This window comes from Enterobacter sp. 22499, assembly GCF_052044815.1.
In the GTDB taxonomy this organism is placed as follows: Bacteria; Pseudomonadota; Gammaproteobacteria; order Enterobacterales; family Enterobacteriaceae; genus Enterobacter; species Enterobacter bugandensis.
Map to the genome: position 1 here is coordinate 56468 of NZ_JBQENR010000003.1, position 23989 is coordinate 80456.

Genomic DNA, 23989 nt, shown 5'->3' on the forward strand with positions numbered 1-23989 from the left:
CTATGTACCGGTTTGTACTGGGAAAAATTTCCACCCTTTGCGCGGACCCGCTGGCGTCAACGCTTGCAGATAAGGCACCTCAGGGTGCACGACAGGCCTCCTGGCTGGCTGGCCGGACGCTGCTCGCCAGAACATTATCCCCTCACCCGCTCCCCGACATCATTTACGGCGAGCAGGGGAAGCCGGCATTTGCGAAGGGGGATCCGCTGTGGTTCAACCTGAGCCATAGCGGTGATGATATCGCTCTGCTGATGAGCGATGAAGGCGAAGTGGGCTGCGATATCGAAGTGATACGCCCCCGCAAGAACTGGCAGGCGCTGGCCAACGCCGTTTTCAGCCTGACAGAGCATGACGAGCTGGAGCGTGAAGCGCCCGAGGAACAGCTTTCTGCCTTCTGGCGTATCTGGACGCGCAAAGAAGCGATTGTGAAACAGCGCGGCGGCAGCGCCTGGCAGATTGTCAGCATCGACAGCACGGCGCAGTCGCACTCGGTCAGCCAGCTGCAGCTCGGTTCTCTGAGCCTTGCCGTCTGTACCTCGACCCCTTACACCCTGACCACCGAGTCGATTATTCACGTCGGGGCAGGAAAATCACCAGTACACCCAGCATAATCAACGCGACGCCCAGCAGCCCATGCCAGGAGAAGTGCTCCCCCCTGCCGGGCAGCAGGATTGCCGCGCCCCACACCAGGATATAGCTGAGGCTCAGCAAGGCATACGCTTTGCTGAGCGCCATGCGATGCAGCGCCAGATACCAGCAGCCCATGGAGGCAACGTATCCCGTTAACCCCAGCAGCAGCGCGCCCGTGCCGGACGAAACGTGCCACAGCGCAGAGATAAACGTCAGAAAATCGCTGACCGGCGGCAGAGCCTGCATGGCATCGCGCAGCAACAGCTGTGCGGCGCTGACTAACAGCACGCTGCATAACGCCCAGAACGCGCCTTTCACAGGCTTCCTCCCAGCACGATAATCCCCATGATAATGAACCCGACCCCCAGCCAGTGGTGCACAGCAACGTGCTCGCGCCAGAAGACCTTCGCCGCCAGCGTCACCCAGACAAAATTGAGGCTCAGCATAGGGTAAGCTACGCCGACGGGCAGGCGCTGCAGCACCATCAGCCAGACCAGCATTCCGCAGCCCAGTGCCAGCATCGCCAGGCCAAGCCACCGCATGATGTGCGCGCCACGCCGTCCGACTTTCGCCGGACGGGTAGCCTGTTTCTGGCACAGCTGTCCCGCGCAGCTCAGCAGGCTTGCCAGTATCAGCCAGGTCCAGGTCATCACTTCGGCAGATACTCCAGCAGGGCCAGACGCCCCTGGATATAGAGATTGTCCGGCTGCGGTAAATTCGCCTCTGCAATATCGTCACGTTTAGACAGCAGCATCACCAGCGACACGCTTCCCTGCTTACGATGCGTTGCCAGCCACTGCGCGAAGTCGTCTTCACTGACAAAGCGATCTTTCGCATCGGGATAATCCAGCCCGTAGCGCAGCTCGCCGCTCTGAGCAAACAGCGTGATGTCACTGCGCTTCAGCTCCCACGCCAGGCCCGCGGCCACGCCAACGTTATTGGTCAGCACAAAGCGGCTGCCCTGTAGCGGCTCGCGCACGGTATCCACCAGCGACTGCGGCTGCTTGGAATCCACCACCAGGTTCGGAATGGCAAAACCAATCAACAACGCCAGACCCGCAGGACACAGCGCCGCCAGCCACCAGCGCCGCTGGCTCTGCCGCAGCGTAAACCAGCCTACCGCGCCCCAGATGAGGAACGCCACCACCGCGCAGAAGACTTTATACAGTTCGACCGATGTCCAGACCGGATGCTTAGCCAGCCCCCACGGCGAGACCGCCAGCGCCGCCACCACGCCGATAGCGCCAAACGCCAGGTTAATGCCGCCGTTAATGCGCAACGCTTTGGCCCCTTTTTCCGCCGCGAGGCAAGCATAGCGCGCCATCAGGATAGCCAGCGGGGCAAAACAGGGCAGGATATAGGTCGGCAGCTTGCCTTTAGCGATGCTGAAAAACAGCAGCGGCATCACCACCCACCCCAGCAGGTAGAACCCGCCGCCCGCGTTTTGTCTGTCATTCCAGCCAAGACGCAGCGCGCCTGGCAACAGCGCCAGCCACGGCAGGCTGCCCGCGAGCAGGAACGGCAGGTAATACCAGAACGGAGCTTTATGCTGCGCGTCGCTCTGGGCAAAACGCTGAATATGCTCAACCCAGAAGAAGTAGCGCCAGAAATCAGGCTCGCGGTGCGCAATGGCCAGCCCCCACGGCAGAACAATCAGCACGCAGCTCAGGACCGCGAGCCAGCCAAAAATCAGCACCTCTTTCCAGCGCTTTTGGGCAATCACCCACGGCAGCACGCCGATCACCGGTACCGCCAGCGCCAGAAAGCCTTTGGTCATCACCCCCATGCCGCAGGCCAGCCCAAGCAGCACATAGCCGCCCGCTTTTCCGGCCACGGTGCGCGCCTGTGAGGCGAGCCAGAAGCTGCACATCGCCGCCACCAGCCACAGGGTGACGATGGGGTCCAGCACCGCATAGGTGCCGATGCCATACACCAGGAACAGGGTCAGGAAGATCAGGCCGGAGAAAATGGCCGTACGCTTATCCCGCCAGAGACGCCAGGCCATCCAGATCACCAGCAGCGCCGCGAGCCCGGTGGAGAAGATCGACCCGGCGCGTACGGCAAAGTTCGTGTGCCCGAACAGCCATTGTCCGATAGTGTTGATCCAGTAGCCGGCAATCGGCTTTTCAAAGTAGCGCAGCCCGAGGAAATGCGGGACAACCCAGTCACCCGATGCCAGCATTTCGCGGCTGATTTCCGCATAGCGCGTTTCATCAGGCTGCCACAGCAGGCGAATATCGACCGGAATGAAGTAATAAACGATAAACAGTGCGAAAAGCGCTACGCCATAACGGGCTGTTTTCATGGGACCGGACTCACGGTTTGTTGATAGCCAAGCCAGCCTTCCCGGCCAGCCAGTTCATTACGGACGACTTTACCCACGGGCAGAGTGCTGAGGTCGTCCGGCAGCAGCTCGCTCATCGGACAGAACGCAATGCCTTCCTGAGCGGCCATCGTCAGCAGTTCATCGAAATCATGCTGCCAGGCAATCCCTTCCACTTCGGCATGGATGGTATAGACCGGCGTTCCGGCGTCACGATGGATGCGGTCCAGAATGTAGCGATTAAATGCTTCCGCCTTCACCTCGCGCCCCACCACTTCATCCCACGTAGGAAGCGTGACCGGAATCTGCACCGTACCGTAGCGATTTTCGCCCAACAGCGGCAAAAACGGCCCGGTTCCACGACAGTCGCTATTGTAGCGAAACGCGAAATGCTCTTTGGCTTTGACCACCCGCTGGTCGGCACGCCATCCCGCCACGGCGGAGCAGCGCACGGGCTGACCGATGATGGCCTCAAGCTCCAGCATTCCACGCTCGACCTCACGGGACAGGCGCGGGATATCCCAGACGCCCGCCCACGCCTGCCAGGCGTGATGATCCCAGGCATGCAGGCCGACCTCGTGTTGCTGCGCCGCCGCGCGGATAACCGCTTCATTACCCGCGCCGATGCGTCTGCCGGGCCAGGCGGTGCCGGCCAGCAAAATATCCCAGCCGTAGAGGGATGCCGCGCGCGAGCGCAGCATTTTGAACAGAAATGCCGGTTTAACCAGACGCCATAAATGGCGTCCCATGTTGTCAGGCCCCACGCTGAAGAAAATGCTGGCACGCACGCCGTGCCTGCTCAGCAGTTCCAGCAGTCTGGGCACGCCGTCACGCGTTCCCCTGAAGGTGTCGACATCAATGCGTAAACCGACTTTTTTCATGAGGCCTGTTCCGATAGCTCCACGGTGCGCAGGAAGAAGTCGAGCGTCTCATCAATGGTCTGCTCCATCTTCACCGTCGGCGTCCAGTTCAGGCAGCGCTTCGCGTTGCGGATGCTTGGCTTACGGTGCTCGACGTCCTGGTAGCCCTTTCCGTAGTAGCTGCTGCTTTCCACTTCGCGGAAACCGGCAAACGGCGGGAAGCGATCGCGCAGCGGGTGGCGCTCAAAGCTGGCCAGCAGCATCTCTGCCAGCTCGCGAATGCTCGCCTCGTTTTCCGGGTTACCGATGTTAATGATCTCACCGTTGCAGCGGTTATCTTTGTTCTCAATGATGCGGAACAGGGCTTCGATACCGTCGCTGATGTCCGTAAAGCAGCGTTTCTGGCTCCCACCTTCAATCAGCTTGATAGGCGAGCCTTCGACCAGGTTCAGGATCAGCTGAGTGATCGCGCGGGAGCTGCCGATTCGCGCCGCGTTCAGGTTATCCAGACGTGGTCCCATCCAGTTAAACGGACGGAACAGGGTAAAGCGCAGACCCTCTTTCTCGCCGTAGGCCCAAATCACGCGGTCCAGCAGCTGCTTGGAGACAGAGTAGATCCAGCGCTGCTTGTTGATCGGCCCGACCACCAGGCTGGAGGCATCCTCATCGAAGTTTTTGTCGGTACACATGCCGTACACTTCAGAGGTGGACGGGAAGATGATGCGCTTGTCGTATTTCACGCAGTCGCGGATGATCTTCAGGTTCTCTTCGAAATCCAGCTCGAACACGCGCAGCGGGTTACGGGTGTACTCGATTGGCGTGGCGATGGCGACCAGCGGCAGCACCACATCGCATTTTTTAATGTGATATTCGATCCACTCAGAGTGAATGCTGATATCCCCTTCCACAAAGTGGAAGCGCGGGTTGTTGAGGAAACGGCTGATGGCGTCAGAGCCAATATCCAGACCGTAAATCTCGTAGTTATCGTCTTTGAGCAGACGTTCGGTCAGGTGGTTCCCGATAAAGCCGTTCACGCCGAGGATCAGCACGCGCGTGCGGCGCTTGATGGCAACCACCGGCGCGCTGGTGATCAGCGCCCCGGCCACCAGACCCAGAGACTGCGCCAGCTGCGTGCCCTGAACGTACAGGCCGTTGTCGGTCTGCCCGGTGACGATCTCCAGCGCCTGCTCGCCGCAGCTCACAATCAGCGGGGAGACGGAGACGACGGTGCCCGGCTTAGCGGCCGGGATATCGTCACGCACGCGGGATTTCCAGACGATAAATTTGCTTACGCCCGCAAAGCTGTACGCGCCCGGCCACGGGTCGGTCACGGCGCGCACCAGGTTGTGCAGCTGGCGGGCGGGTTTATTCCAGTCCAGGCGACCATCTTCCGGCGCGCGGCGGCCAAAGCAGCTGGCCTTGCTTTCGTCCTGCTCGGTTTCGCTGAAGGTGCCGTTGAGGATGGCTGGCAGCGCGTCACGCAGCAGGCTTTGCGCCGCGGTGCAGAGTTTATGATGCAGCTCAAGCGCGGTTTCATCCGCGTCGATTGCCACGCGCTGCTGGGCGACGATGGCCCCGGCATCCGCGCGGCGCACCATGCGGTGCAGCGTCACGCCCGTTTCCGTTTCGCCGTTGACCAGCACCCAGTTCAGCGGCGCGCGTCCACGGTAGGCGGGCAGCAGAGAGCCGTGAAGGTTAAACGCCCCTTTTGCGGCCAGGCCTAAGATCTCGTCGCAGATCAGGTTGCGATAGTAGAACGAGAAAATGACATCAGGCGCGAGCGCGCGGATGCGATCCACCCACAGCGGGTGGTTGACGTCGTCCGGGGCATACACCGGAATACCGCGCTCGGCGGCGATACGCGCCACGGAGCCGAAGAAGTGATTCTCCCCCGCCGCGTCCGGATGGGTAAAGATTGCAGCAATGTCATAGCCCGCTTCCAGCAGGGCCAGCGTGCCCGCGCACCCCATATCGTGATAGGCAAATACAACGGCTTTCATGGGTGGTTTTCCTCTTGAGATGCTTTGTGTTCCTGACGGACAACACGTTGAATAAAGTAGCGCGGACGTGCGCGAACATCGTTATAGATACGGCCTATGTATTCACCGAGCAGGCCCATTCCGACGAACTGGGCGCCGATGAACATAAACAGCACGGCAAAAAGCATGAAGACCCCTTCCGCCGCCCACTGCGGGCCAAAGACCAGCCTCAGCACCACCAGCAGGACGGACAGCGTAAAACCGGCCAGGGCGATGATGCTGCCGAACACGCTCAGCAGGCGCAGCGGCGTGGTGGTCAGGCAGGTGACGAGGTCGTACATCAGGTTGATGAGACGCATAAAGCTATACTTCGATTCCCCGTGCTCGCGCTCGGCGTGCAGGACCGGAATTTCCGTTGCCTTGCGGGCAAAGGTGTTGGCGAGGATCGGAATAAAGGTGCTGCGCTCATGGCAGTGCAGCATGGCGTCGACAATATGGCGGCGGTAGGCGCGCAGCATGCAGCCGTAATCGCCCATTGCTTTACCGGTGGTGCGCTGAATAAGACGGTTGATGGTGCGCGAGGCCAGCTTGCGGAACAGGCTGTCCTGACGGTTCTGACGCACCGTGCCGACCACGTCATAGCCTTCGTCGGCTTTCGCCACCAGGCGCGGGATCTCCTCCGGCGGGTTTTGCAGATCCGCGTCCAGGGTGATAATCAGATCGCCCGTAACGTGGCTGAACCCGGCCATAATGGCGGAGTGCTGGCCATAATTACGGTTGAGCAGCACGGCGATAATATGGCTGCCTTCGGCCTGGGCGGCTTCGGTCAGCATCAGCGCGGAATCATCACTGCTGCCGTCGTCCACCAGCAGAATTTCATAGGCTTTGCCCAGCGTATCGCAGGCGGCCGTGGTGCGGCGGATCAGCTCGGGCAGGCTCTCCTGCTCGTTATAAACTGGGATGACCACAGAAACTTTTTGTACAGGCGGTGCGCTGAACATATCAATGTCCTGCAAGCTGATGGAGCGCGGTAATGACGCGGGTTGTGTCGTCATGAGTCATGTCCGGGAAAAGAGGGAGAGAACAAATACGCGCGCTGTTCCATTCCGAATTCGGAAGCGATACATCAGGAAAACGCTCGCGGTAGTATTTTTGGGTGTGCGCCGCGCGGAAATGAAGGCCGGTGCCGATGCCTTGCTCCTTCAGCGCCGCCATCAGGTTGTCGCGTGAGATCCCGCAGCGCGCTTCATCAACGCGAATAATAAACAGGTGCCAGGCGTGAACGTGCGGCCATGACGGAATGCTCAGCGGCAGGAACGGCGTATCGGCAAGCTCGCGCAGGTAGCGTTGCGCGATTGCCTCGCGGCGTAGGTTGGCCTCTTTCAGCTTACCCAGCTGTACCAGCGCCAGCGCGGCGTTGATATCTGCGAGGTTGTACTTAAAGCCCGGGGAGATCACTTCGGCCTGCGGCGCGCGGCCGTGCGTCTGGCGGTCATAGGCATCCACGCCCAGGCCGTGGAATTTCAGGCTGCGGATCCGCGCGGCAAGCCGGGCGTTATCCGTGACGACTAAACCACCTTCCGCGCAGGTCATGTTTTTGATGGCGTGGAAGGAAAAAATCGCCGTGCCTTTCCAGCCCACGTGACGGTTCTTGTAGTACGTTCCGGCGGCATGGGCCGCGTCTTCAATCACCGGAATACCGTGACGCTCACCGACGGCATGAATGGTGTCGATATCACACGGCGCGCCGGCGTAATGCACGGGAATAATCGCTTTGGTACGCGGGGTAATGGCGGCTTCAACCGCTTCCGGCGTCACCATCAATGTCTCGTTGTCCACATCGATCATGACCGGCGTGGCGCCCAGCAGCACGATCATATTCAGCGTGGAGACCCAGGTTTGGGAGGGGGTAATGACCTCATCGCCCGGACCAATATCCAGCGCCATCAGCGTGACGTGCATGCCCGCCGTCGCCGAGCAGACGGCAATCGCGTGCTGGTTCCCCGTCAGCTGACAAAATGCCGCTTCAAGTTCCTGATTTTTAGGCCCTGTGGTGATCCAGCCGGAGGTTAAAACCTCCTGCAACGCCGCTAATTCCTCACTACCCATCGACGGGCGGGAAAAAGGCAAAAAATCACTCATCATTAATTTCCTTGCAATAAGAATGGCACGCGCTTGATATTAACCAATTACTTTTTCGTTTATTTCAACGAACCATAAACTCATATCAAGGTATCGTTCATTTCTTAGGGAAAAATTAAGATGCGTAATTTAGTTGTAACTAAATCAATATTAATTCATTTGTAAACAATAGCTTATGTAATTATGAATTATTTATTTCGTGATCAGACTCAATTTTTACAAAATGTTATTTTAAACCGAACATCAACAAACAAAAAAAAACCCGGTTATTTCTGTAAAAGCAGAAATAACCGGGAACTTTTCTTTTTAGTTAATTGTCGCGCTTATTTTAAGTTATCGGGAAAGTTTTTCGGTAACTCGCTGGCTGCACAGGCAATCACGCTTTCGTTGTTCGCACCGCAGTCGCGTACAAAGGTGATGGTGGCAAATTCGTCAATCACTTCTGTTGGATATGCCGGCCCCGCATCGCGATAGCTGTTCATCAGCGGAATATGGTCGTTCTGGAAGCAGACGGTTTTTTCCGGGTTGTTCATGACCCAGCGCGGGAAGAAGATGGTGCCGTGGAACAGTTTGTCGCCCAGGTTCACAATCAGGCTAACGTCCGTACCGGTTGGCTCGGTCCAGGAGATTTTATAGATGCTCTCCCCTACCCGCACGATGTAAGCCTGCTGATCTTTAACCCAACGGTTCGCCACCAGACCGCTGTGAATACGGTAGTCGAGAGTAGTCTCGTTTTTGACGTAAATTTCGTAATTCCAGCCGTTGTCATAGGTATAAACCAGATGTTTGCCAACGAAGCCGCTTAAGTCGTGTTTGTCGAATGTGTTCATAAGATGTCTCCTTCGTTTTGATAAGACGATCTTAAGCCTTCAAAAAATGAATGAATAACGCTATGTTTTAATCAAATTCATCCAAATTTTAGATAAATTATGCACAAGACGACGCTGGAACAGTGGGCCTTACTGGAAAAAGTGGTGGATGCGGGCAGCTTTGCCAAAGCTGCGGAAGAAACCCACCGCAGTCAGTCCTCGGTGAGCTATAACCTGTCGCTGCTGCAGGAGCGGCTGGGCGTGGCGCTGCTGGCGCCGGAGGGGCGCAGGGCGGTATTGACCCCGGCCGGAGAACTGCTTCTCGGCCAGGTGAAACCGCTGCTGAAAGCGTTTTCGTATGTCGAGACGCGCGCGGCGACACTTCGTAACGGGATGCGCACGCGGCTGGACCTGGTGGTGGACTCGATTTTCCCACGCCGCCGCCTGTTCGCCATTCTGCGTCAGTTCCAGCAGCAGTATCCGCAAACTCAGGTCCGCCTCACGGAGGTGCTGGAAAATACCCGCGCCGATGCCATGAACAACGAGGCCGATGTGATGGTTTTAACCCGCCGCCAGGACATTACCGGGCTCGGCGAATGGCTTATGAACATTGACTTTGTCGCCGTGGCGCATCACCGGCATCCCCTCTTTAGCCTCGACGCGCCGCTGAATGATGAGATGCTGCGCCCGTGGCCGCTAATCCAGATTGCGGACAGCCAGAACGCCGCGCGGGCTGCAGGCGAGTCGTGGACGTTCTCGACCATCGACGCTGCCATAGAGGCGGTCGTCTCGCAGGTCGGCTACGGCTGGCTGCCAGAGGAACGCATTCAGCCCCAGCTGGAGCAAGGCGTACTGAAAATCCTCCCGCTGAGCCACGGTGTTCGTCGGGCCACGCCGCTGCATCTGATCGTGAAGCGCACCCTCGCCCCACTGGATGAGCAGGTTGAAACCCTGCTGCGCCTTTTTAGCCAGGAGCCGTCATCATCACCTGCTACGCTTTAAGGTCCGAACGTTAAAACGATAAGGAGCTGATGATGAAAATCGACTTTGCAGGGAAAGTGGCCCTGGTCACCGCCTCAACCGGCGGGATCGGGTTTGCCATTGCCAGAGGCCTGGCAGAAAGCGGCGCGGAAGTGATCGTTAATGGCCGCAGCACCGACTCGGTGAACAAAGGTATTCAGCAGCTGCAGCAGGTTGTGCCTGGCGTGCAGGTGCGTGCAGCCATTGCCGATCTCAGCACCGCGGAAGGGGTTGAATCGCTGCTGAAGGTCGCGAGCGACGTCGATATTCTGGTGAACAACGCCGGGATTTACGGCCCGCAGGATTTCTATGGCACCGACGATGAAACCTGGGAGCGCTACTGGCAGACCAACGTGATGTCCGGCGTGCGCCTCTCCCGCGCCCTGCTGCCGGGCATGGTGAAAAAAGGCTGGGGCCGCGTGGTGTTTATCTCCTCCGAGTCAGCCTGCAATATCCCGGCAGACATGATCCACTACGGGGTGACCAAAACGGCACAGCTTTCGCTGGCGCGCGGGCTGGCGAAGTTCGTGGCGGGAAGCGGCGTGACGGTGAACAGCGTGCTGCCGGGCCCGACGATGTCCGACGGTTTCGCTGAAATGATGAAAGATGAGATCGAGAAAACCGGTAAATCGCTGGAGCAGCTGGCGAAAGAATTTGTCATGACCAACCGCCCCAGCTCGGTTATCCAGCGCGCCGCCACCGTTGAAGAGGTGGCTAATATGGTGATTTATGTCTGTTCGACGCAGGCCTCCGCCACCTCAGGCGCGGCATTGCGCGTCGATGGTGGCGTGGTGGATGACATTATTTAATGTCGTCAGGCGGCGCTGCCCGCGACACGACGGGCGGTAATGTAACGATCCTGCCAGTAGTCATCAGTCAGGGTTGAGACCGTTACGCCCTGGCTGCTGGAGGCATGAATAAACTGGCTGTTACCGATATACACGCCAACGTGCCTGCGGTTCGGGCCCGTCTGGAAGAAGACCAAATCTCCCGCCTTCAGACGGTATTGCGCTACCTGTACACCGCGATGGATCTGCTCGCTCGTCGTGCGCGGCAGATAAAGATGCGCCGCATCGCTGAACAGATGCTGCATAAGCGCGGAGCAATCCACTCCGCGGTGCGTGGTGCCGCCCCACTGATAGTGAGTCCCTTTCCATTTCTGGTATTGATCCAGTATCCGGGAGCGGAGTGGGCCTGTCTCCTGGTGAAGCAGGGCCGACTTCACCGGCGATTCCGCAAATGTGCTATCGGCGGAGATCATCGATGCGGGCAACTGAAAACTCAGTGCGGAAAACGAAGCAAAACTTAACGTGAGGATTGAAATAAGCGATCTGAATGTCATATCTAAACAGGAGCTAAGAATGAATTTTTCCTTACCTGTGGAGGCCAACGTTCCCCCGAAATATCTTTCGATGTGGCGATAATATAGACTGCTCACTTTTTCACCAATCATTATTGAGGCCAAAATTGGACTCACTTTCAGATCGCAAGATTGAGAAAAAAAAGGGTGGTGATGTAAGGACTGTTCAGATAAAGCAGGTAAACTGATCGACAGAATGTGTAATTCAGCTAAGACGTATTTATGACCAATATGATTGCCGACGAGACGGTGGCGAAATCCAGCGTGCTCTCTGTCTTTGACTTTGACGGGACGCTCACGCACCACGACAGCTTTATCCCTTTCCTGCGTTTTGCCTTTGGGAAACGCTACTTTGCGGGTCGTCTGGTGCGCATGGCGCTGCCCACGCTCCACTGCGTGCGCCGCAAGCTGACGCGTGATGAGCTGAAGGAAGTGCTGATTAAAACGTTCCTGACGGGCGTGGACGAACACTGGCTACGCCAGCAGGCGGAAGCCTTTTGCGAAAAATACTGGAACAAGCTGATGCGCCCCGAAGGGGTTCTGGCGGTGGCAGCTGAGGTGAATTCCGGCGCGGAAGTGACGATCTGCTCTGCGTCGCCGGCGCTGGTGCTCCAGCCGTGGGCGGACAGGCTCGGCATTAAGCTGATTGGCACGCAGCTGGAAGTGAAGGACGGCAAGCTGACGGGACGCATTACGGGCAATAACTGCCGCTGCGCCCAGAAAGTGGCAAGGCTGGAGAAGGTGTATGGCGATCTGAACGACTATCATCTGCGAGCCTGGGGCGACACCCGCGGCGACCACGAACTGCTGGCCGCGGCGCAGGATCCACACTGGCGGCACTTCCATCACCCGCGCAAGCGTCGGAATTCACCGATTAAGGGTTAGGTGCGGTCTGTTGCCCTCACCCCAGCCCTCTCCCACAGGGAGAGGGAGAAAAGCGGTGCATCAGGCCTCACGTTTCCCCGGGAACATCACGCTCGCAATAATCCCCAGCGCCAGCACACCTAACACCACAAACAGGCTGGCCGTCGCGCCAATGCTGTAACCGTGGTGCCAGAAGTGATCGGTCGCATTCAGACCCAGCTTGAACGCCACGAAGAACAGCAGCAGCACCACCGCTTTCTCCAGGTGCACCAGATACTGCTTGAGTGCTTCCAGCACAAAATAGAGGGTACGCAGGCCGAGAATGGCGAACATCATGGCGCTGTAGATAATCAGCGGCTCGCGGCTTACCGCAATAATCGCCGGTACGGAGTCAAACGCGAACATCACGTCAGAGAGTTCCACCACCGCCACGCAGAGCAGCAGCGGCGTTGCATAGCGCTTCGCCTTCTTCACGCGGCCAACCGTTACGTCCTGGTTTTCCGGCTTTTCAAGCTCCGCATCCACCTCTTTCTGCGTCAGGATAAACGCGTTGCTGCTGATTTTGGGCCAGACGGGATAGAAGCGTTTCACCAGGCGATAGGCAAGGTGACCCGAGTAATCTTCCACTTCGTCACTCTCTTCATTGCGCTTGAGCATCATCACCGCCGTCCAGCCGACGACCAGCGCAAAAATAACCTCCACGTACGGCCCCAGGCTCAGCAGGCTGGTGCCGATCGCCACGAAAATACCGCGGAAGACAATCGCCCCCAGCACGCCCCAGTAGAGCACACGGTGACGGTACTTATCCGGCACGCCGAACCAGGCAAAGATCGCCATCATCACGAACAGGTTATCGATGGAGAGCACCTCTTCCAGCGCGTAACCGGTGAGGAACAGGCTCGCCATCTCGGCGCCGTGGTGGATGTACAGAAAACCGGCGAAGGCCATCGCCATCGAGAACCAGAAAACGGACCACATGGCCGCACTTTTCAGCGAAACAGGTTTATCGTGACGGTGCATGAAGAGGTCGATAAACATCGCCCCAACGGCCATCACCACAAAGACAACAACGGTTTCAGTCGGGAAACCGAGATGAGCAGAAGCCATGAATCTATCCTTAACCTTCATCTGCGCGCTGGCAGAGGCAACGTTTGCAACAAAAAAAAGAAAACGCCCGTATCACCGGGCAAGAGAATAATAATAACACTTCTTGACGCCAGCCCGGCAATGTAAATGTGATGTTAAAAGCGCCAGGATTCCCCTTACATCTTCCGGGAAGGCAACGTGTTCTTCCGGAGATTATTCTTTCATTATTATGAAAGTTTTATTATCTGAGCTGAACCTGACATACGGCAAGTAGTAAATAAGCCGTAAAATTCTCACACTGAATTGCTGATAAAACCCTGATAAAAACAACCTAACTCATTGATTTTAAAACAACCAAAGACAAATCATGACGTTCTCACTTTATTTTTTTTAAACGCTTGTTAACCTGACCCAGAAAAATATTCAGACTTCTTGTGATGGAAGTTTTTCACATGGACTGATAAGCGATGATGAATATCCACCTTAATGTTTCATATTAGCGGAATATCCACATCCCGTGACCACAACAACGCTTTCGAGTGACTAACCCGAAATAATACTGTTCTACCTTTTACACACTGAGGAATATTTTAAAAAATGAATAAATCCGTTATTACCATGGGATTTTTATTGGCTGCAATTGCCAGTCCTTCCAGCCATGCAGCGCCAGGTAAAGGCGCAGGGACGATTGAATTCACGGGTATGATTACCGCGAGCACCTGTGATGTCGATATTAACGGTCAGGGCGGGAACCCAACGATCGATATGGGTACCATCTCGTCTTCAGCATTTAAAGAAAAAGGTGACGTTGCGGGTATTCACCGTATCCAGATAGAACTGTCTAACTGCGATACCGCCGTCCTTAAATCAGCCGGAGCACGATTTGGCGGTGCCTATGATGCTAATGATAATAATCTGCTCGCGCTTAAAACCGGTGGCGACGCCGCAACGGGTTTGGGTATTGAATTCCTGAATGAAGATGGAACATCGTTAAAACTGGGCGACAACCCGAATAAATTTGTTCCTATTACCGGTGATGGCACCACGGGGGCAGCCACCCTGCTGTATTCAGCCCGTTATAAATCATCCCTGGATGCTGTGACCGCCGGTAAGGCAGATGCGGTTGCGGATTACACCATTATCTATAAATAAATCATTCAACTCAGTTCCGGGCAATGAATAACAGCCCGGAACGCAAGGACGTTTTATGTTAAGGAAACGCTATCTGACGCTGCTGGCTCTGCTCTTTGGCTCTTGTATGTCACACGCCAGTGTGACCTTATCCAATACGCGAGTGGTATATCATGCGGACAAGAAAGAGAGCAATATTACAGTCAGAAATAATACTGCCAGCCCGTTCCTGGTACAAAGCTGGGTACAGGGCAAAGATTCACAGGGCACCAAAGCCCCGTTTATTGTGACGCCACCGCTTTTTCGCATGGATGCAGGTAAGTCCAACGCGCTACGTATTATCTATAACGGCGCGCCTTTACCGCAGGATCGCGAGTCGCTTTTCTGGATCAACGTAAAATCGATCCCCTCCTCTTCCAGAGAGGACATTAATAAACTGCAGATAGCGGTAAATACCCGAATCAAATTATTTTATCGTCCGTCAAATTTAATGGATGAACCCACGGATATTAGTAAGAATGTGCAATGGTCTGTTAAAAATAACGAACTCATTGTACGCAACAACTCGTCTTATTACATTTCCTTTGCGGAGGTGAAGATCAATAACAAAGCATGGTCAGAGATTGACATGCTCGCGCCTAAAAGCAGCACAACATTCACGCTCAGGAACACGCTTTTGAAAAACAATGCCACCGTACAATGGAAATATATCAATGATTACGGCGGCAACAGCCAGTTAATCACACAAAAAATAGAATAACGATTTTAAAACAATAACCTCACAGGGGTATTTTTTCATGACTATATTTTGGGGCATTCGTCCAGCGCTTTGCTTTGCCTGGATATTACCCAGCGCATTATACGCCAGTGATTACTTCGACCCGGCCTTTCTGGAAACGGGTGGCGCGCCGCGTACCGCCGTCGATCTTTCTCTCTTTGAGAACAAAGAGAGCCAGACACCCGGCGTTTATCGTGTTGACCTGTTTCTTAACAATAAAATGTTCGACACGCGCGATGTCACGTTTCGACTCGAAGAGAACGCGCAGCATAAAAATATCCTCGCACCGTGCCTCAGCGAGGAGACGCTCCAGTCGTTTGGTGTTAAAACGGCGGCATTCCCGTTGCTCCGGGACGATACTCAGGGCTGCGCGAATCTGTCGGCGATCCCTCTCGCAAGCAGCGAATTTGACTTCAGCGAGCAGGCGTTAAGGCTCAGCATTCCCCAGGCGGCCCTGGACAGCCACGCTCACGGCTACATCGATCCTGCGCGTCGGGAACAGGGTATTCCGGGCCTGATGCTCAGCTACAACTACAGCGGCGCCACGTGGACCTCGCACAACGGGACGGGAACCGATAGCCAGTACCTCAGCCTGCGTCCGGGACTGAACGTTGGACCCTGGCGTTTACGCAATTTCTCGACCTGGAGTAACAGCCAGGGACAAGCTGGGCGCTGGGAATCGGTTTATACCTATCTGCAGCGTGATATCAGCGCCCTAAATAGCCAGCTGATTGTCGGGGATAACAGTTCTACCGCAGAAGTCTTTGATAGCACCCCGTTTCGCGGCGTTCAGCTTTACTCGGATGAACAGATGCTTCCGGGCAGCCTGCGAGGCTATGCGCCGGTGATCCGCGGTATTGCTCGTACTAATGCCCAGATCACTATTTTTCAGAACGGCTACAGCATTTATCAAAGCTATGTCCCGCCCGGTGAATTTGTCATCAACGATCTTTACCTCGGCAGCAGCGGCGAGCTGAAAGTTGTGGTGAAAGAGGCGGATGGCAGCGAACAAGTCTCTTTAGTGCCTTACGCGTCGTTAGCGGTTATGCAGCGGGAAGGGCAATACAAATATGAAGTCATTAGCGGCAGCTATCGTTCCAGCAGCAGCGATGCTGAGAATGCCCTGTTTTCACAAGGGAGCCTGATTTACGGTCTGCCGTGGGAAACCTCGATATACGGAGGCATGCAGGCTGCCAGCCAATATCAGTCCCTGCTTTTTGGCATGGGTAAAAACATGGGCGATTTTGGTGCACTGTCATTTGATATTACCCAGGCCTGGGCCACCACTAAACAGGCAGAAAAAAACCGGGGACAGTCGCTACGCCTGCGCTATAACAAAAATTTGCTGTCTACCGGCACTAACGTTGCGATTGCGGGCTATCGCTACTCGACGTCCGATTTCTACACGCTCGGTGAAACCCTGAGCAGCTATCACTCGCAACCCTCGCGCCTGGATCGACGCCGTAGCCGTACAGAACTGACGCTAAACCAAAACCTGGGAGAAAACCTCGGCTATCTCTCCGCCATGCTGGTCAGCGAGGACTACCACACGAGCCAAAAACGCACGACCTCCGCCACGCTGGGCTATGGCAACAGCTGGAACGGGATCAGCTATAGCCTGAATTACAACCACTATCTGAACGTGACAAAAGAGGATAACCAGCGTCTCTATAATCAGGACAATCTGTTCAGCCTGAGCGTGAGCGTCCCTCTGGACAAATGGCTCCGCTCCACGCGTGCCGGTTACACCTTCTCTGCGGCGGAAAAACGCTCGCCAGGCCACAGTGTTTCCCTGAGCGGCAGCGCCCTTGAGGACAATAACCTGAACTGGAGCGTACAGCAGAATATCAACCCAGGGAGCCAGGCAAACAGCAGCGATGCCTCGCTTAGCTATAACGGACGCTATGCGCAGGTTGGCGCCGGGTATGGCTATAGCCGGGACGCGCAGCGGCTGAATTACAGCCTGCGCGGGGGCGTGCTGGTTCATCCTCATGGCGTCACGCTGGCGCAGTCGCTGGGTGAAACGGTCGCTCTGGTTGAAGCGCCGGATGCCGCAGGTGTCAGCGTCCGTAACCACACTGGCGTGCGCACCGACCCCTGGGGCTATGCGGTGGTGCCTTACCTGACACCTTATCAGGAGAGCAATATCCAGCTGCGTCCCGATACATTACCTGACGATGTCGAGCTGGAAAGTAACAGCCATAAAGTCGTTCCTACCCGGGGGGCTATCGTTCGGGCACGTTTCACCACGGCGGTGGGTAAACGCCTGATGATGACGCTGAAAGATGCGCAGGGCAAACCCGTTCCGTTCGGTGCCATTGTTTCTCAGAATACCACCACAAGCATTGTGGGTGATGAAGGCAGCGTATTCCTCACCGGGATGGCAGAAAAAGGGACGTTAGACGTGAGCTGGGGTAAGAAATCCGATCAGCGTTGCCAGGTTCACTATCAGCTTTCTGGCCAGGAACCCACGATTAGCGGAATTGTGCAGTTAACGCAGACCTGCAAATCATCCGTTAATAAATAAAGGAATTAAAAATGAAAAAATTAACGTTACTCGCGTGCCTGGCAGCAGGGGGATTGATGGGCGCGCCAGCTTATGCTGATGTTGTAGGAAGCTGCTGGCCGACATCAACCGTATCTGGCCAGGCGCACAAGTTTGATATTATCGAAAACCTTACTGCTGACGACGTACCCGGCACAACCCAATCCACATGGAATAATAAAGGTAATTTTAATGGTATCTGCCTCTGTCAGGACTCCAGCGTGCCAGAAAGTATCTTATTTCGATTTACCAGTACGAAACTGGGCACAGGAGGCGGCAAACGTAACGCAGACTTTATCTATTATCCTCTGGATGCGGAAAAGGGTATTAATATCGGTATAAATGTCGTTCTTGGTGGCGAGGATGAATTGCGGTATATCCCGGTTGATTTGAGTAATACCGCCGGCGTTGATAATGGACGTCCTGCGACAAATAACTGTGATGATAAAAACGACCATACTCTGTTCGCAACCGGCTCCAGCGGGACTGTCTCTCTGGAATTAACTAAACCGCTTCCTTCAGGCCGCATTGATATTCCTATGCAGGAATTAGTGACCATTTTTGCCAAAAAACAGACGGGGAGTTATGACACCTCCAGACCTTTTGTCACACTTAATTTCCAACTGTCAATTGATATTCCACCACAATGCATGATTAATGACGGGCAAACCATCAAGGTCCCGTTTGGCAGTATTACCGCGAATGAATTTAAGCCCGAGGCCACCGGTAAGCAAAAAAGCGTGGATATTCGTGTGACTTGCAAAAATCCTGAAGATGAAAGCAAGGTGAGTATTAAGTTCCGCGCGTCCGATTTTAATGGCTCTGGTTTTATCAAGACCCATAATGATGAAGGTGAGCGCAATGATTTAGGGATAAAACTTGAACACAACGGGAATAAAATTGATGGCAGCAGTTCGGCCGTACCAACGCAGGAGGGGAATGTCACTATTATAGCAACACCTGTCCAACAAGGAGAAAAGTCTCCACAACCGGGAAAATTTGAAGCCACATCCACGCTGGATTTCGAGTTTAAATAAAGAAAAAACTTAATACAGCGTAGAAACCTCTTATTTCCCGGCAACACATAGCGCTATACAAATGAGTTGCCGGGTATGAAAAATGGATTTGTATAAGGATATATACTATGAAACTCAAAACGAAAACGCGTGTAGCGCTTTGCGTTGCAGCTTTATCAGGTACTGGCATCACGGCATCACAGGTTATCGCCAGCGATATCGAGCCTTATTCTGTCCCTGTATCTATTAAGGGTGAAAAACAAAAAGACTATTTCGGTATGACGATGACCACGATCGGTAAGTTTTCCGATAAGGACAATGGTTCGCATATCGCGGGTGAAGATATTGTCATTACGGCCCCCTGGGGGGATGGCGCAAAAGGGATCGCGTACGTCATTTTCGGGACTTCCGGTGGGAAACCCATGCAGCAAGTCAATAACGTAGGTGAATTCGATCCGCAAAACGCGCTTAAAATTATCCACAGCAATAAAGCGAATAAGCCTGGCTCAGTGACGACAAAATGGATGGGCGTCGCGGTACGTAAAATCGGTGATATTAACGGCGATGGATATGATGATTTAGTCATCGCCTCCCACTGGCATGATCAGGTCTATATTATCTGGGGCGGACCGCATCACCGTACCGGCGCGCGTCTTTCTAATCAGATTGACCTCAATGATATCGACAACGGCGACGCTCGCCTGGGTATTCGCATCCGTACGGTGAATTCTTCAGGCAATGCGAATACCGGCGGCTGGTTTGGCGCCGCGGTAGGCCCAATTAAATATAAAAATTCTGCAGTGGCTAACAAGATGGTCGATCTTGCTATCGGCGATATCGAAGGCACGGGCGGACGCGGCGGCGCCATCATTATCTACGGCGCTCAAAAGCCAGGCGATCAGTGGCGGAACATTGATATTAAGCGCAACAACCTGGGCGACTGGGAGATCCCTGCCGCGACCGGTGCCTATATTCGTCCGCAAATGACCGCCACCAACGGTCCGGATAAACCCCTTAACTACAACCTTGGGCAGCAGATCAGCGATGTCGGGGATATTAACGGCGACGGCTTCAGTGATTACCTGATCGTCGACCCGGAATCGGTCAATGAAGGCCGTAAATCAGAGAACAGCGGCACTGATGGACGCGGCACGGCCTATCTCGTCTACGGCAGCAGCTTCAACCAGGGGAATCTCGACATCGCCTCGCTAAACGCGACGCAGGCAACCCGCATTCACGGTATGGGGGCGGCTTTCCTGGGTGGTCAGTCCGGCGGAGGTGAAGGAAGTAACGATCATAGCGCGTATACGCAGGATAAGCCCAATAACGGCACCATTACGCCATTAGGTAATTTCCTGAATGCTCACGCTAACGCTTTTGCGATTAGCGCCCCTGCCGACATGGGTATTGATAAAAAACGTTCCGGGCTGGTCTGGATTATTAAAGGTAAGGCCGACGGCAGTAAGCTGCCATCGTCTCTGTTCCTCGATGCGGCGCACACCCGGCTGAACTACAACAAAACATTTAGCGTACATGATGGCTATGCTATTTACGCCGACAGGCCTGGCAGCAAGCTGGCAGGGTTCGGGAACAGCATTCTCGGTAATGTGGACTTGAACGGCGACGGTAAAAAAGACCTGGTGATCGGCGATCCGAATGCGGTGAACGGCAGCGGCACGCAGGTGGGCGCCGTGTACGTCATCAACGGCGGTAAAAGCCTGGATGACTACGCTGACGATGAAGAAGGCATGATCAATATTAATACGCTGGTGAGAGAAGGCGTTGCGAAAGTCTACTGGGGTAAAAATCAGTATGAAAAATTCGGCGCGTCCATTGCGGCCGGGAGCTTCAATGGCTTCACTCAGGACAGTCTCGCCATTGGTTCTTACCGTGATAACACCTGGACAGGTAAGGTCACCTTCCGCATTGCGGATTACGCTATACCGGATTAATGCTTACATCATCTGAATGGGCAACACCGCCGGGGAGGAGACTCCCCGGCAATTTATTGCGCATTTTGCAGCGCCTGCGCGCACGCCCAGGCGCTCGACCACGCCCACTGGAAATTGTACCCGCCGAGCCAGCCGGTTACGTCCATTACTTCGCCAATAAAGTAGAGCCCCGGCACGTTGCGCGCTTCCATCGTGCGTGAAGAAAGCTCATTCGTGTCGACACCGCCCAGCGTCACTTCCGCCGTGCGATACCCCTCGGTGCCGTTTGGCTGAACGCGCCAGTTCGTTAGCGTATCCACCAACGTCTCCTGCTCGCGGCTGTTAAGCTGCTTGAGCGACACGTCGGGGATCTGCCCCAGTCCCTGCAAACACTCCACCAGACGCTTCGGCAGCTGCATCGCCAGGGTATTTTTCAGGCTCTGATTCGGGTGCGCGGCGCGCTGTTCGTTGAGGAACGCGTCCAGATCGCTGTCCGGCACCAGATTCACCGAGACAAATTCCCCCGGCTGCCAGTAGCTGGAGATTTGCAGGACCGCCGGGCCGGAGAGACCGCGGTGGGTAAAGAGCAGGTTTTCGCGGAATACCGTCCCGTCTTCGGCAGTAATAACGGAGGGAACAGAGACGCCGGACAGCGTCTGAAGCTGCTCCAGCAGCGGCTTATGCAGCGTGAACGGCACCAGCCCGGCGCGGGTGGGCAGCACCTTCAGGCCAAACTGCTCGGCAATCTTGTAGCCGAACGGTGACGCGCCCAGCCCGGGCATCGACAGACCGCCGCTGGCGATGACCAGATTATCGGCGCTGACGGTGTCACCGTTCAGCAGCAGCGTGTAGCCCTGCTCGTCGCGGGCGACCTCCAGCACTTCAGTGCGCAGGCGCATGACCACGCCGCCCTTCTCGCACTCGGCCACCAGCATATCGACAATCTGCTGCGCGGAGTCGTCGCAGAAGAGTTGCCCGAGCGTCTTTTCATGCCACGCGATCCCGTGCTTACCCACCAGGTCGATAAAGTCCCACTGGGTGTAACGCGCCAGCGCAGATTTGCAAAAATGGCGGTTCTGGCTCAAATAGGCCGCGGGTTCGACATAAAGATTGGTGAAGTTGCAGCGCCCGCCGCCTGACATCAGGATCTTGCGGCCAGGCTTTTTTCCGTTGTCCAGCAACAGCACGCGACGACCCGCCTGTCCGGCCATCGCCGCACAAAACATACCCGCCGCACCGGCGCCAATAACCACGGCATCAAACCTTTCCACGTCAAAACCCTCTTCGTTAACTGCCTCGGATTGTAAAGTTTCCTCTGTGGTCACACCAGCGTAAAAAGATATTACAAAGCCATTCCATTGAAATTTAACGATTATCCTTTCAGGCACTTTTCCCAAATCAGGTGGTATGTCAAAAAAAGTCTATATTTCACTTTGCCCGTTGCGCATTTGTCCTGGATAATGCGCCGCGTTCATGTCCTCAAAATGGCGTAACGTCCTATGCTACATTTGTTTGCCGGCCTGGATTTACATACCGGGCTTTTACTATTGCTTGCTCTGGTTTTTGTACTGTTTTACGAAGCGATCAACGGCTTCCACGACACTGCAAACGCAGTAGCAACGGTTATCTACACTCGCGCAATGCGATCGCAGCTTGCGGTTGTTATGGCGGCGGTATTTAACTTTTTTGGTGTCCTCCTGGGCGGACTGAGCGTTGCGTATGCGATCGTGCATATGCTGCCAACGGATCTGCTGCTTAACGTGAGTTCCGGTCATGGCCTCGCCATGGTGTTCTCAATGCTGCTTGCTGCCATTATCTGGAACCTCGGTACCTGGTATTTTGGCCTGCCTGCATCCAGCTCTCACACCCTCATCGGCGCGATTATCGGTATCGGGTTAACCAACGCCCTGATGACCGGGACATCGGTTGTTGATGCGCTGAATCTGCCTAAAGTACTGGGCATTTTCGCTTCTCTCATCGTCTCCCCTATCGTGGGTCTGGTGGTTGCGGGTGGATTGATTTTCATCCTGCGTCGCTACTGGAGCAACACGAAGAAACGTGCGCGTATACACCTGACGCCAGCAGAGCGTGAGAAGAAAGACGGCAAGAAAAAGCCGCCATTCTGGACGCGTATCGCCCTGATCATTTCCGCTATCGGCGTGGCCTTCTCTCATGGCGCGAACGACGGGCAGAAAGGCATTGGTCTGGTGATGCTGGTTCTGATCGGTGTCGCACCGGCGGGCTTCGTGGTGAATATGAACGCCTCGGGTTACGAAATCACCCGTACCCGTGATGCGGTCAACAACGTTGAAACCTATTTCCAGCAGCACCCTGAGCTGCTGAAAAAAGCGACCGGCGTTGACCAACTGATCCCTTCTCCGGATGCCGGTGCCACCACCGCGCCTGGCGAATTCCACTGCCATCCGGCTAACGCGATTAACGCGCTGGAACGTGCCAAAGGTATGCTGGGCAACATCGAAAGCTACGATAAACTGGCCGTTGAACAGCGTGGTCAGCTGCGTCGTATCATGCTCTGTATCTCCGACGTGACCGATAAAGTCGCGAAGCTGCCAGAGGTGAATGGTGACGACAAGCGTCTGCTGAAGAAACTGAAAAGCGATATGCTCAATACCATTGAGTACGCGCCAATCTGGATCATCATGGCCGTCGCGCTGGCGCTGGGTATCGGTACGATGATTGGCTGGCGCCGTGTGGCGACCACCATCGGCGAGAAGATCGGTAAGAAAGGCATGACCTATGCGCAGGGTATGTCCGCGCAGATGACGGCGGCAGTGTCTATCGGTCTGGCGAGCTACACCGGTATGCCGGTATCCACCACCCACGTACTCTCCTCGTCCGTGGCAGGTACCATGATTGTTGACGGCGGCGGTCTGCAGCGCAAAACCGTGACCAACATTCTGATGGCCTGGGTGTTTACGCTTCCGGCTTCTATCCTGCTGTCAGGCGGGTTGTACTGGATTTCGCTGAAGCTGATTTGATTGGCTGAAGGCGACAAAAAGCGGGTCAGGAAACTGACCCGCTTTTTTTATGCTCAGTGCCAAATCATCAACGCAATCATACTGACCACGACCAGCCCACACAGGGCGCTGGTCAAAATGAACTGACGACGCAGACGCTCGCAGCGACGGATAAACTCTTCATCGTGATGATCGCGGTAGCGCTGGTAGTAGATATACCCCACCAGACGCATCTGCTTGCTGGGCTGTCCATGCGAGGTGAAGAACCCTCCACCGTCCACATACTGATACAGCAACGGATCGCAACCACGAAGTACCACTAACAGCGCACGTAACGATGAGAAGTAGCGCGCCATATTCACTATGCAAACTACGCATAACGCCCAAAACAATGCGACGGTGCTAATCATACATCCTCCCCGGCGTCCACCCACGAAGCAAGGCTCCTGAGCTACCGCACCCCAATGCCCTGACAGACAGTTCAGTGAAAGAATGACTAAAAGTCGATCCGGTTCGCGTTTTAATATCCGAACGGCT

The 23989-nt window shown here is 55.3% G+C and carries 22 protein-coding genes; 10 read left to right on the forward strand and 12 right to left on the reverse strand.

Annotated elements, in window-relative coordinates:
• Nucleotides 1–2 precede the first annotated feature (2 nt).
• The gene (gene acpT / locus ACTJI7_RS11435) at nucleotides 3–611 is read left to right on the forward strand and encodes a 4'-phosphopantetheinyl transferase AcpT (RefSeq protein ID WP_028014714.1); all 609 of its coding nucleotides are present in this window, start codon (nucleotides 3–5) and stop codon (nucleotides 609–611) included.
• Here acpT and arnF read toward each other — a convergent pair.
• The 8 genes from arnF to ACTJI7_RS11475 all read right to left on the reverse strand — a co-directional run bounded on the left by arnF (nucleotide 568) and on the right by ACTJI7_RS11475 (nucleotide 8764).
• The gene (gene arnF, locus ACTJI7_RS11440) at nucleotides 568–948 is read right to left on the reverse strand and encodes a 4-amino-4-deoxy-L-arabinose-phosphoundecaprenol flippase subunit ArnF (protein ID WP_440670414.1); all 381 of its coding nucleotides are present in this window, start codon (nucleotides 946–948) and stop codon (nucleotides 568–570) included. The genes acpT and arnF overlap by 44 nt on opposite strands.
• On the reverse strand, nucleotides 945–1280 hold the full coding sequence (arnE, locus tag ACTJI7_RS11445; protein ID WP_048957393.1) for a 4-amino-4-deoxy-L-arabinose-phosphoundecaprenol flippase subunit ArnE: 336 nt from the start codon (nucleotides 1278–1280) through the stop codon (nucleotides 945–947). The genes arnF and arnE overlap by 4 nt, the downstream gene beginning before the upstream one ends.
• The gene (gene arnT / locus ACTJI7_RS11450) at nucleotides 1280–2935 is read right to left on the reverse strand and encodes a lipid IV(A) 4-amino-4-deoxy-L-arabinosyltransferase (RefSeq protein WP_192979069.1); all 1656 of its coding nucleotides are present in this window, start codon (nucleotides 2933–2935) and stop codon (nucleotides 1280–1282) included. The genes arnE and arnT overlap by 1 nt, the downstream gene beginning before the upstream one ends.
• Nucleotides 2932–3834, reverse strand: a complete 903-nt coding sequence (arnD, locus tag ACTJI7_RS11455) for a 4-deoxy-4-formamido-L-arabinose-phosphoundecaprenol deformylase (RefSeq protein WP_045259391.1) — start codon at nucleotides 3832–3834, stop codon at nucleotides 2932–2934. Before arnD ends, arnT begins: the two co-directional genes overlap by 4 nt.
• Nucleotides 3831–5813 (reverse strand): bifunctional UDP-4-amino-4-deoxy-L-arabinose formyltransferase/UDP-glucuronic acid oxidase ArnA, encoded by a 1983-nt coding sequence (arnA, locus tag ACTJI7_RS11460; protein ID WP_041911877.1) that lies wholly within the window; start codon nucleotides 5811–5813, stop codon nucleotides 3831–3833. The genes arnD and arnA overlap by 4 nt, the downstream gene beginning before the upstream one ends.
• Nucleotides 5810–6793 carry an undecaprenyl-phosphate 4-deoxy-4-formamido-L-arabinose transferase gene (arnC, locus tag ACTJI7_RS11465; protein WP_440670435.1) on the reverse strand — a complete coding sequence of 328 codons (984 nt, stop codon included), beginning with the start codon at nucleotides 6791–6793 and terminating at the stop codon, nucleotides 5810–5812. The genes arnA and arnC overlap by 4 nt, the downstream gene beginning before the upstream one ends.
• Nucleotide 6794: 1 nt before the next feature.
• Nucleotides 6795–7934: a UDP-4-amino-4-deoxy-L-arabinose aminotransferase gene (gene arnB / locus ACTJI7_RS11470; protein ID WP_063155486.1), complete on the reverse strand. Its 1140-nt coding sequence runs from the start codon at nucleotides 7932–7934 to the stop codon at nucleotides 6795–6797.
• A 323-nt stretch (nucleotides 7935–8257) separates the two neighbouring features.
• Complete coding sequence (locus ACTJI7_RS11475) at nucleotides 8258–8764, reverse strand: phenolic acid decarboxylase (RefSeq protein ID WP_028014722.1); 507 nt, start codon at nucleotides 8762–8764, stop codon at nucleotides 8258–8260.
• 99 nt (nucleotides 8765–8863) lie between these two features.
• Between ACTJI7_RS11475 and ACTJI7_RS11480 the strand changes: the two genes are divergently transcribed.
• Both ACTJI7_RS11480 and ACTJI7_RS11485 read left to right on the forward strand, forming a co-directional pair.
• Complete coding sequence (locus tag ACTJI7_RS11480; RefSeq protein WP_063155485.1) at nucleotides 8864–9745, forward strand: LysR family transcriptional regulator; 882 nt, start codon at nucleotides 8864–8866, stop codon at nucleotides 9743–9745.
• A 32-nt stretch (nucleotides 9746–9777) separates the two neighbouring features.
• Nucleotides 9778–10572, forward strand: coding sequence for an SDR family NAD(P)-dependent oxidoreductase (locus ACTJI7_RS11485; protein ID WP_028014724.1), 795 nt, complete (start codon nucleotides 9778–9780; stop codon nucleotides 10570–10572).
• Between the two features lie 5 nt (nucleotides 10573–10577).
• Here the strand turns inward: ACTJI7_RS11485 and ACTJI7_RS11490 are convergent, their stop codons facing one another.
• Nucleotides 10578–11105, reverse strand: coding sequence for an NlpC/P60 family protein (locus tag ACTJI7_RS11490; protein ID WP_028014725.1), 528 nt, complete (start codon nucleotides 11103–11105; stop codon nucleotides 10578–10580).
• Between the two features lie 240 nt (nucleotides 11106–11345).
• On the opposite strand from ACTJI7_RS11490, the gene ACTJI7_RS11495 reads away from it, so the two are divergent.
• Nucleotides 11346–12008, forward strand: a complete 663-nt coding sequence (locus tag ACTJI7_RS11495) for an HAD family hydrolase (protein WP_028014726.1) — start codon at nucleotides 11346–11348, stop codon at nucleotides 12006–12008.
• Between the two features lie 60 nt (nucleotides 12009–12068).
• Here ACTJI7_RS11495 and ACTJI7_RS11500 read toward each other — a convergent pair whose 3' ends face one another.
• Nucleotides 12069–13094, reverse strand: a complete 1026-nt coding sequence (locus ACTJI7_RS11500; RefSeq protein WP_028014727.1) for a TerC/Alx family metal homeostasis membrane protein — start codon at nucleotides 13092–13094, stop codon at nucleotides 12069–12071.
• Nucleotides 13095–13670: 576 nt separating this feature from the next.
• Here ACTJI7_RS11500 and ACTJI7_RS11505 point away from each other — a divergent pair.
• The 5 genes from ACTJI7_RS11505 (at nucleotide 13671) to ACTJI7_RS11525 (ending at nucleotide 20495) form a co-directional block, all read left to right on the forward strand.
• Nucleotides 13671–14225 (forward strand): fimbrial protein, encoded by a 555-nt coding sequence (locus ACTJI7_RS11505; RefSeq protein WP_028014728.1) that lies wholly within the window; start codon nucleotides 13671–13673, stop codon nucleotides 14223–14225.
• Nucleotides 14226–14280: 55 nt separating this feature from the next.
• Nucleotides 14281–14964, forward strand: coding sequence for a fimbrial biogenesis chaperone (locus ACTJI7_RS11510; RefSeq protein ID WP_041911869.1), 684 nt, complete (start codon nucleotides 14281–14283; stop codon nucleotides 14962–14964).
• 37 nt (nucleotides 14965–15001) lie between these two features.
• Nucleotides 15002–17509: a fimbria/pilus outer membrane usher protein gene (locus ACTJI7_RS11515; protein ID WP_074148001.1), complete on the forward strand. Its 2508-nt coding sequence runs from the start codon at nucleotides 15002–15004 to the stop codon at nucleotides 17507–17509.
• An 11-nt stretch (nucleotides 17510–17520) separates the two neighbouring features.
• A complete protein-coding gene (locus tag ACTJI7_RS11520; RefSeq protein WP_047367220.1) occupies nucleotides 17521–18564 on the forward strand; it encodes a fimbrial protein in 1044 nt (347 codons plus the stop codon).
• Nucleotides 18565–18671: 107 nt separating this feature from the next.
• Nucleotides 18672–20495, forward strand: a complete 1824-nt coding sequence (locus tag ACTJI7_RS11525) for an integrin alpha (protein WP_063155484.1) — start codon at nucleotides 18672–18674, stop codon at nucleotides 20493–20495.
• A 53-nt stretch (nucleotides 20496–20548) separates the two neighbouring features.
• On the opposite strand, the gene ACTJI7_RS11530 is transcribed toward ACTJI7_RS11525, so the two are convergent.
• Complete coding sequence (locus ACTJI7_RS11530; RefSeq protein ID WP_063155502.1) at nucleotides 20549–21745, reverse strand: NAD(P)/FAD-dependent oxidoreductase; 1197 nt, start codon at nucleotides 21743–21745, stop codon at nucleotides 20549–20551.
• Between the two features lie 228 nt (nucleotides 21746–21973).
• Here ACTJI7_RS11530 and pitA point away from each other — a divergent pair, with 228 nt between their 5' ends.
• Nucleotides 21974–23473 (forward strand): inorganic phosphate transporter PitA, encoded by a 1500-nt coding sequence (gene pitA / locus ACTJI7_RS11535; protein ID WP_063155483.1) that lies wholly within the window; start codon nucleotides 21974–21976, stop codon nucleotides 23471–23473.
• A 53-nt stretch (nucleotides 23474–23526) separates the two neighbouring features.
• Here pitA and uspB read toward each other — a convergent pair whose 3' ends face one another.
• Nucleotides 23527–23862 (reverse strand): universal stress protein UspB, encoded by a 336-nt coding sequence (uspB, locus tag ACTJI7_RS11540; RefSeq protein ID WP_003861224.1) that lies wholly within the window; start codon nucleotides 23860–23862, stop codon nucleotides 23527–23529.
• Nucleotides 23863–23989: the final 127 nt, after the last annotated feature.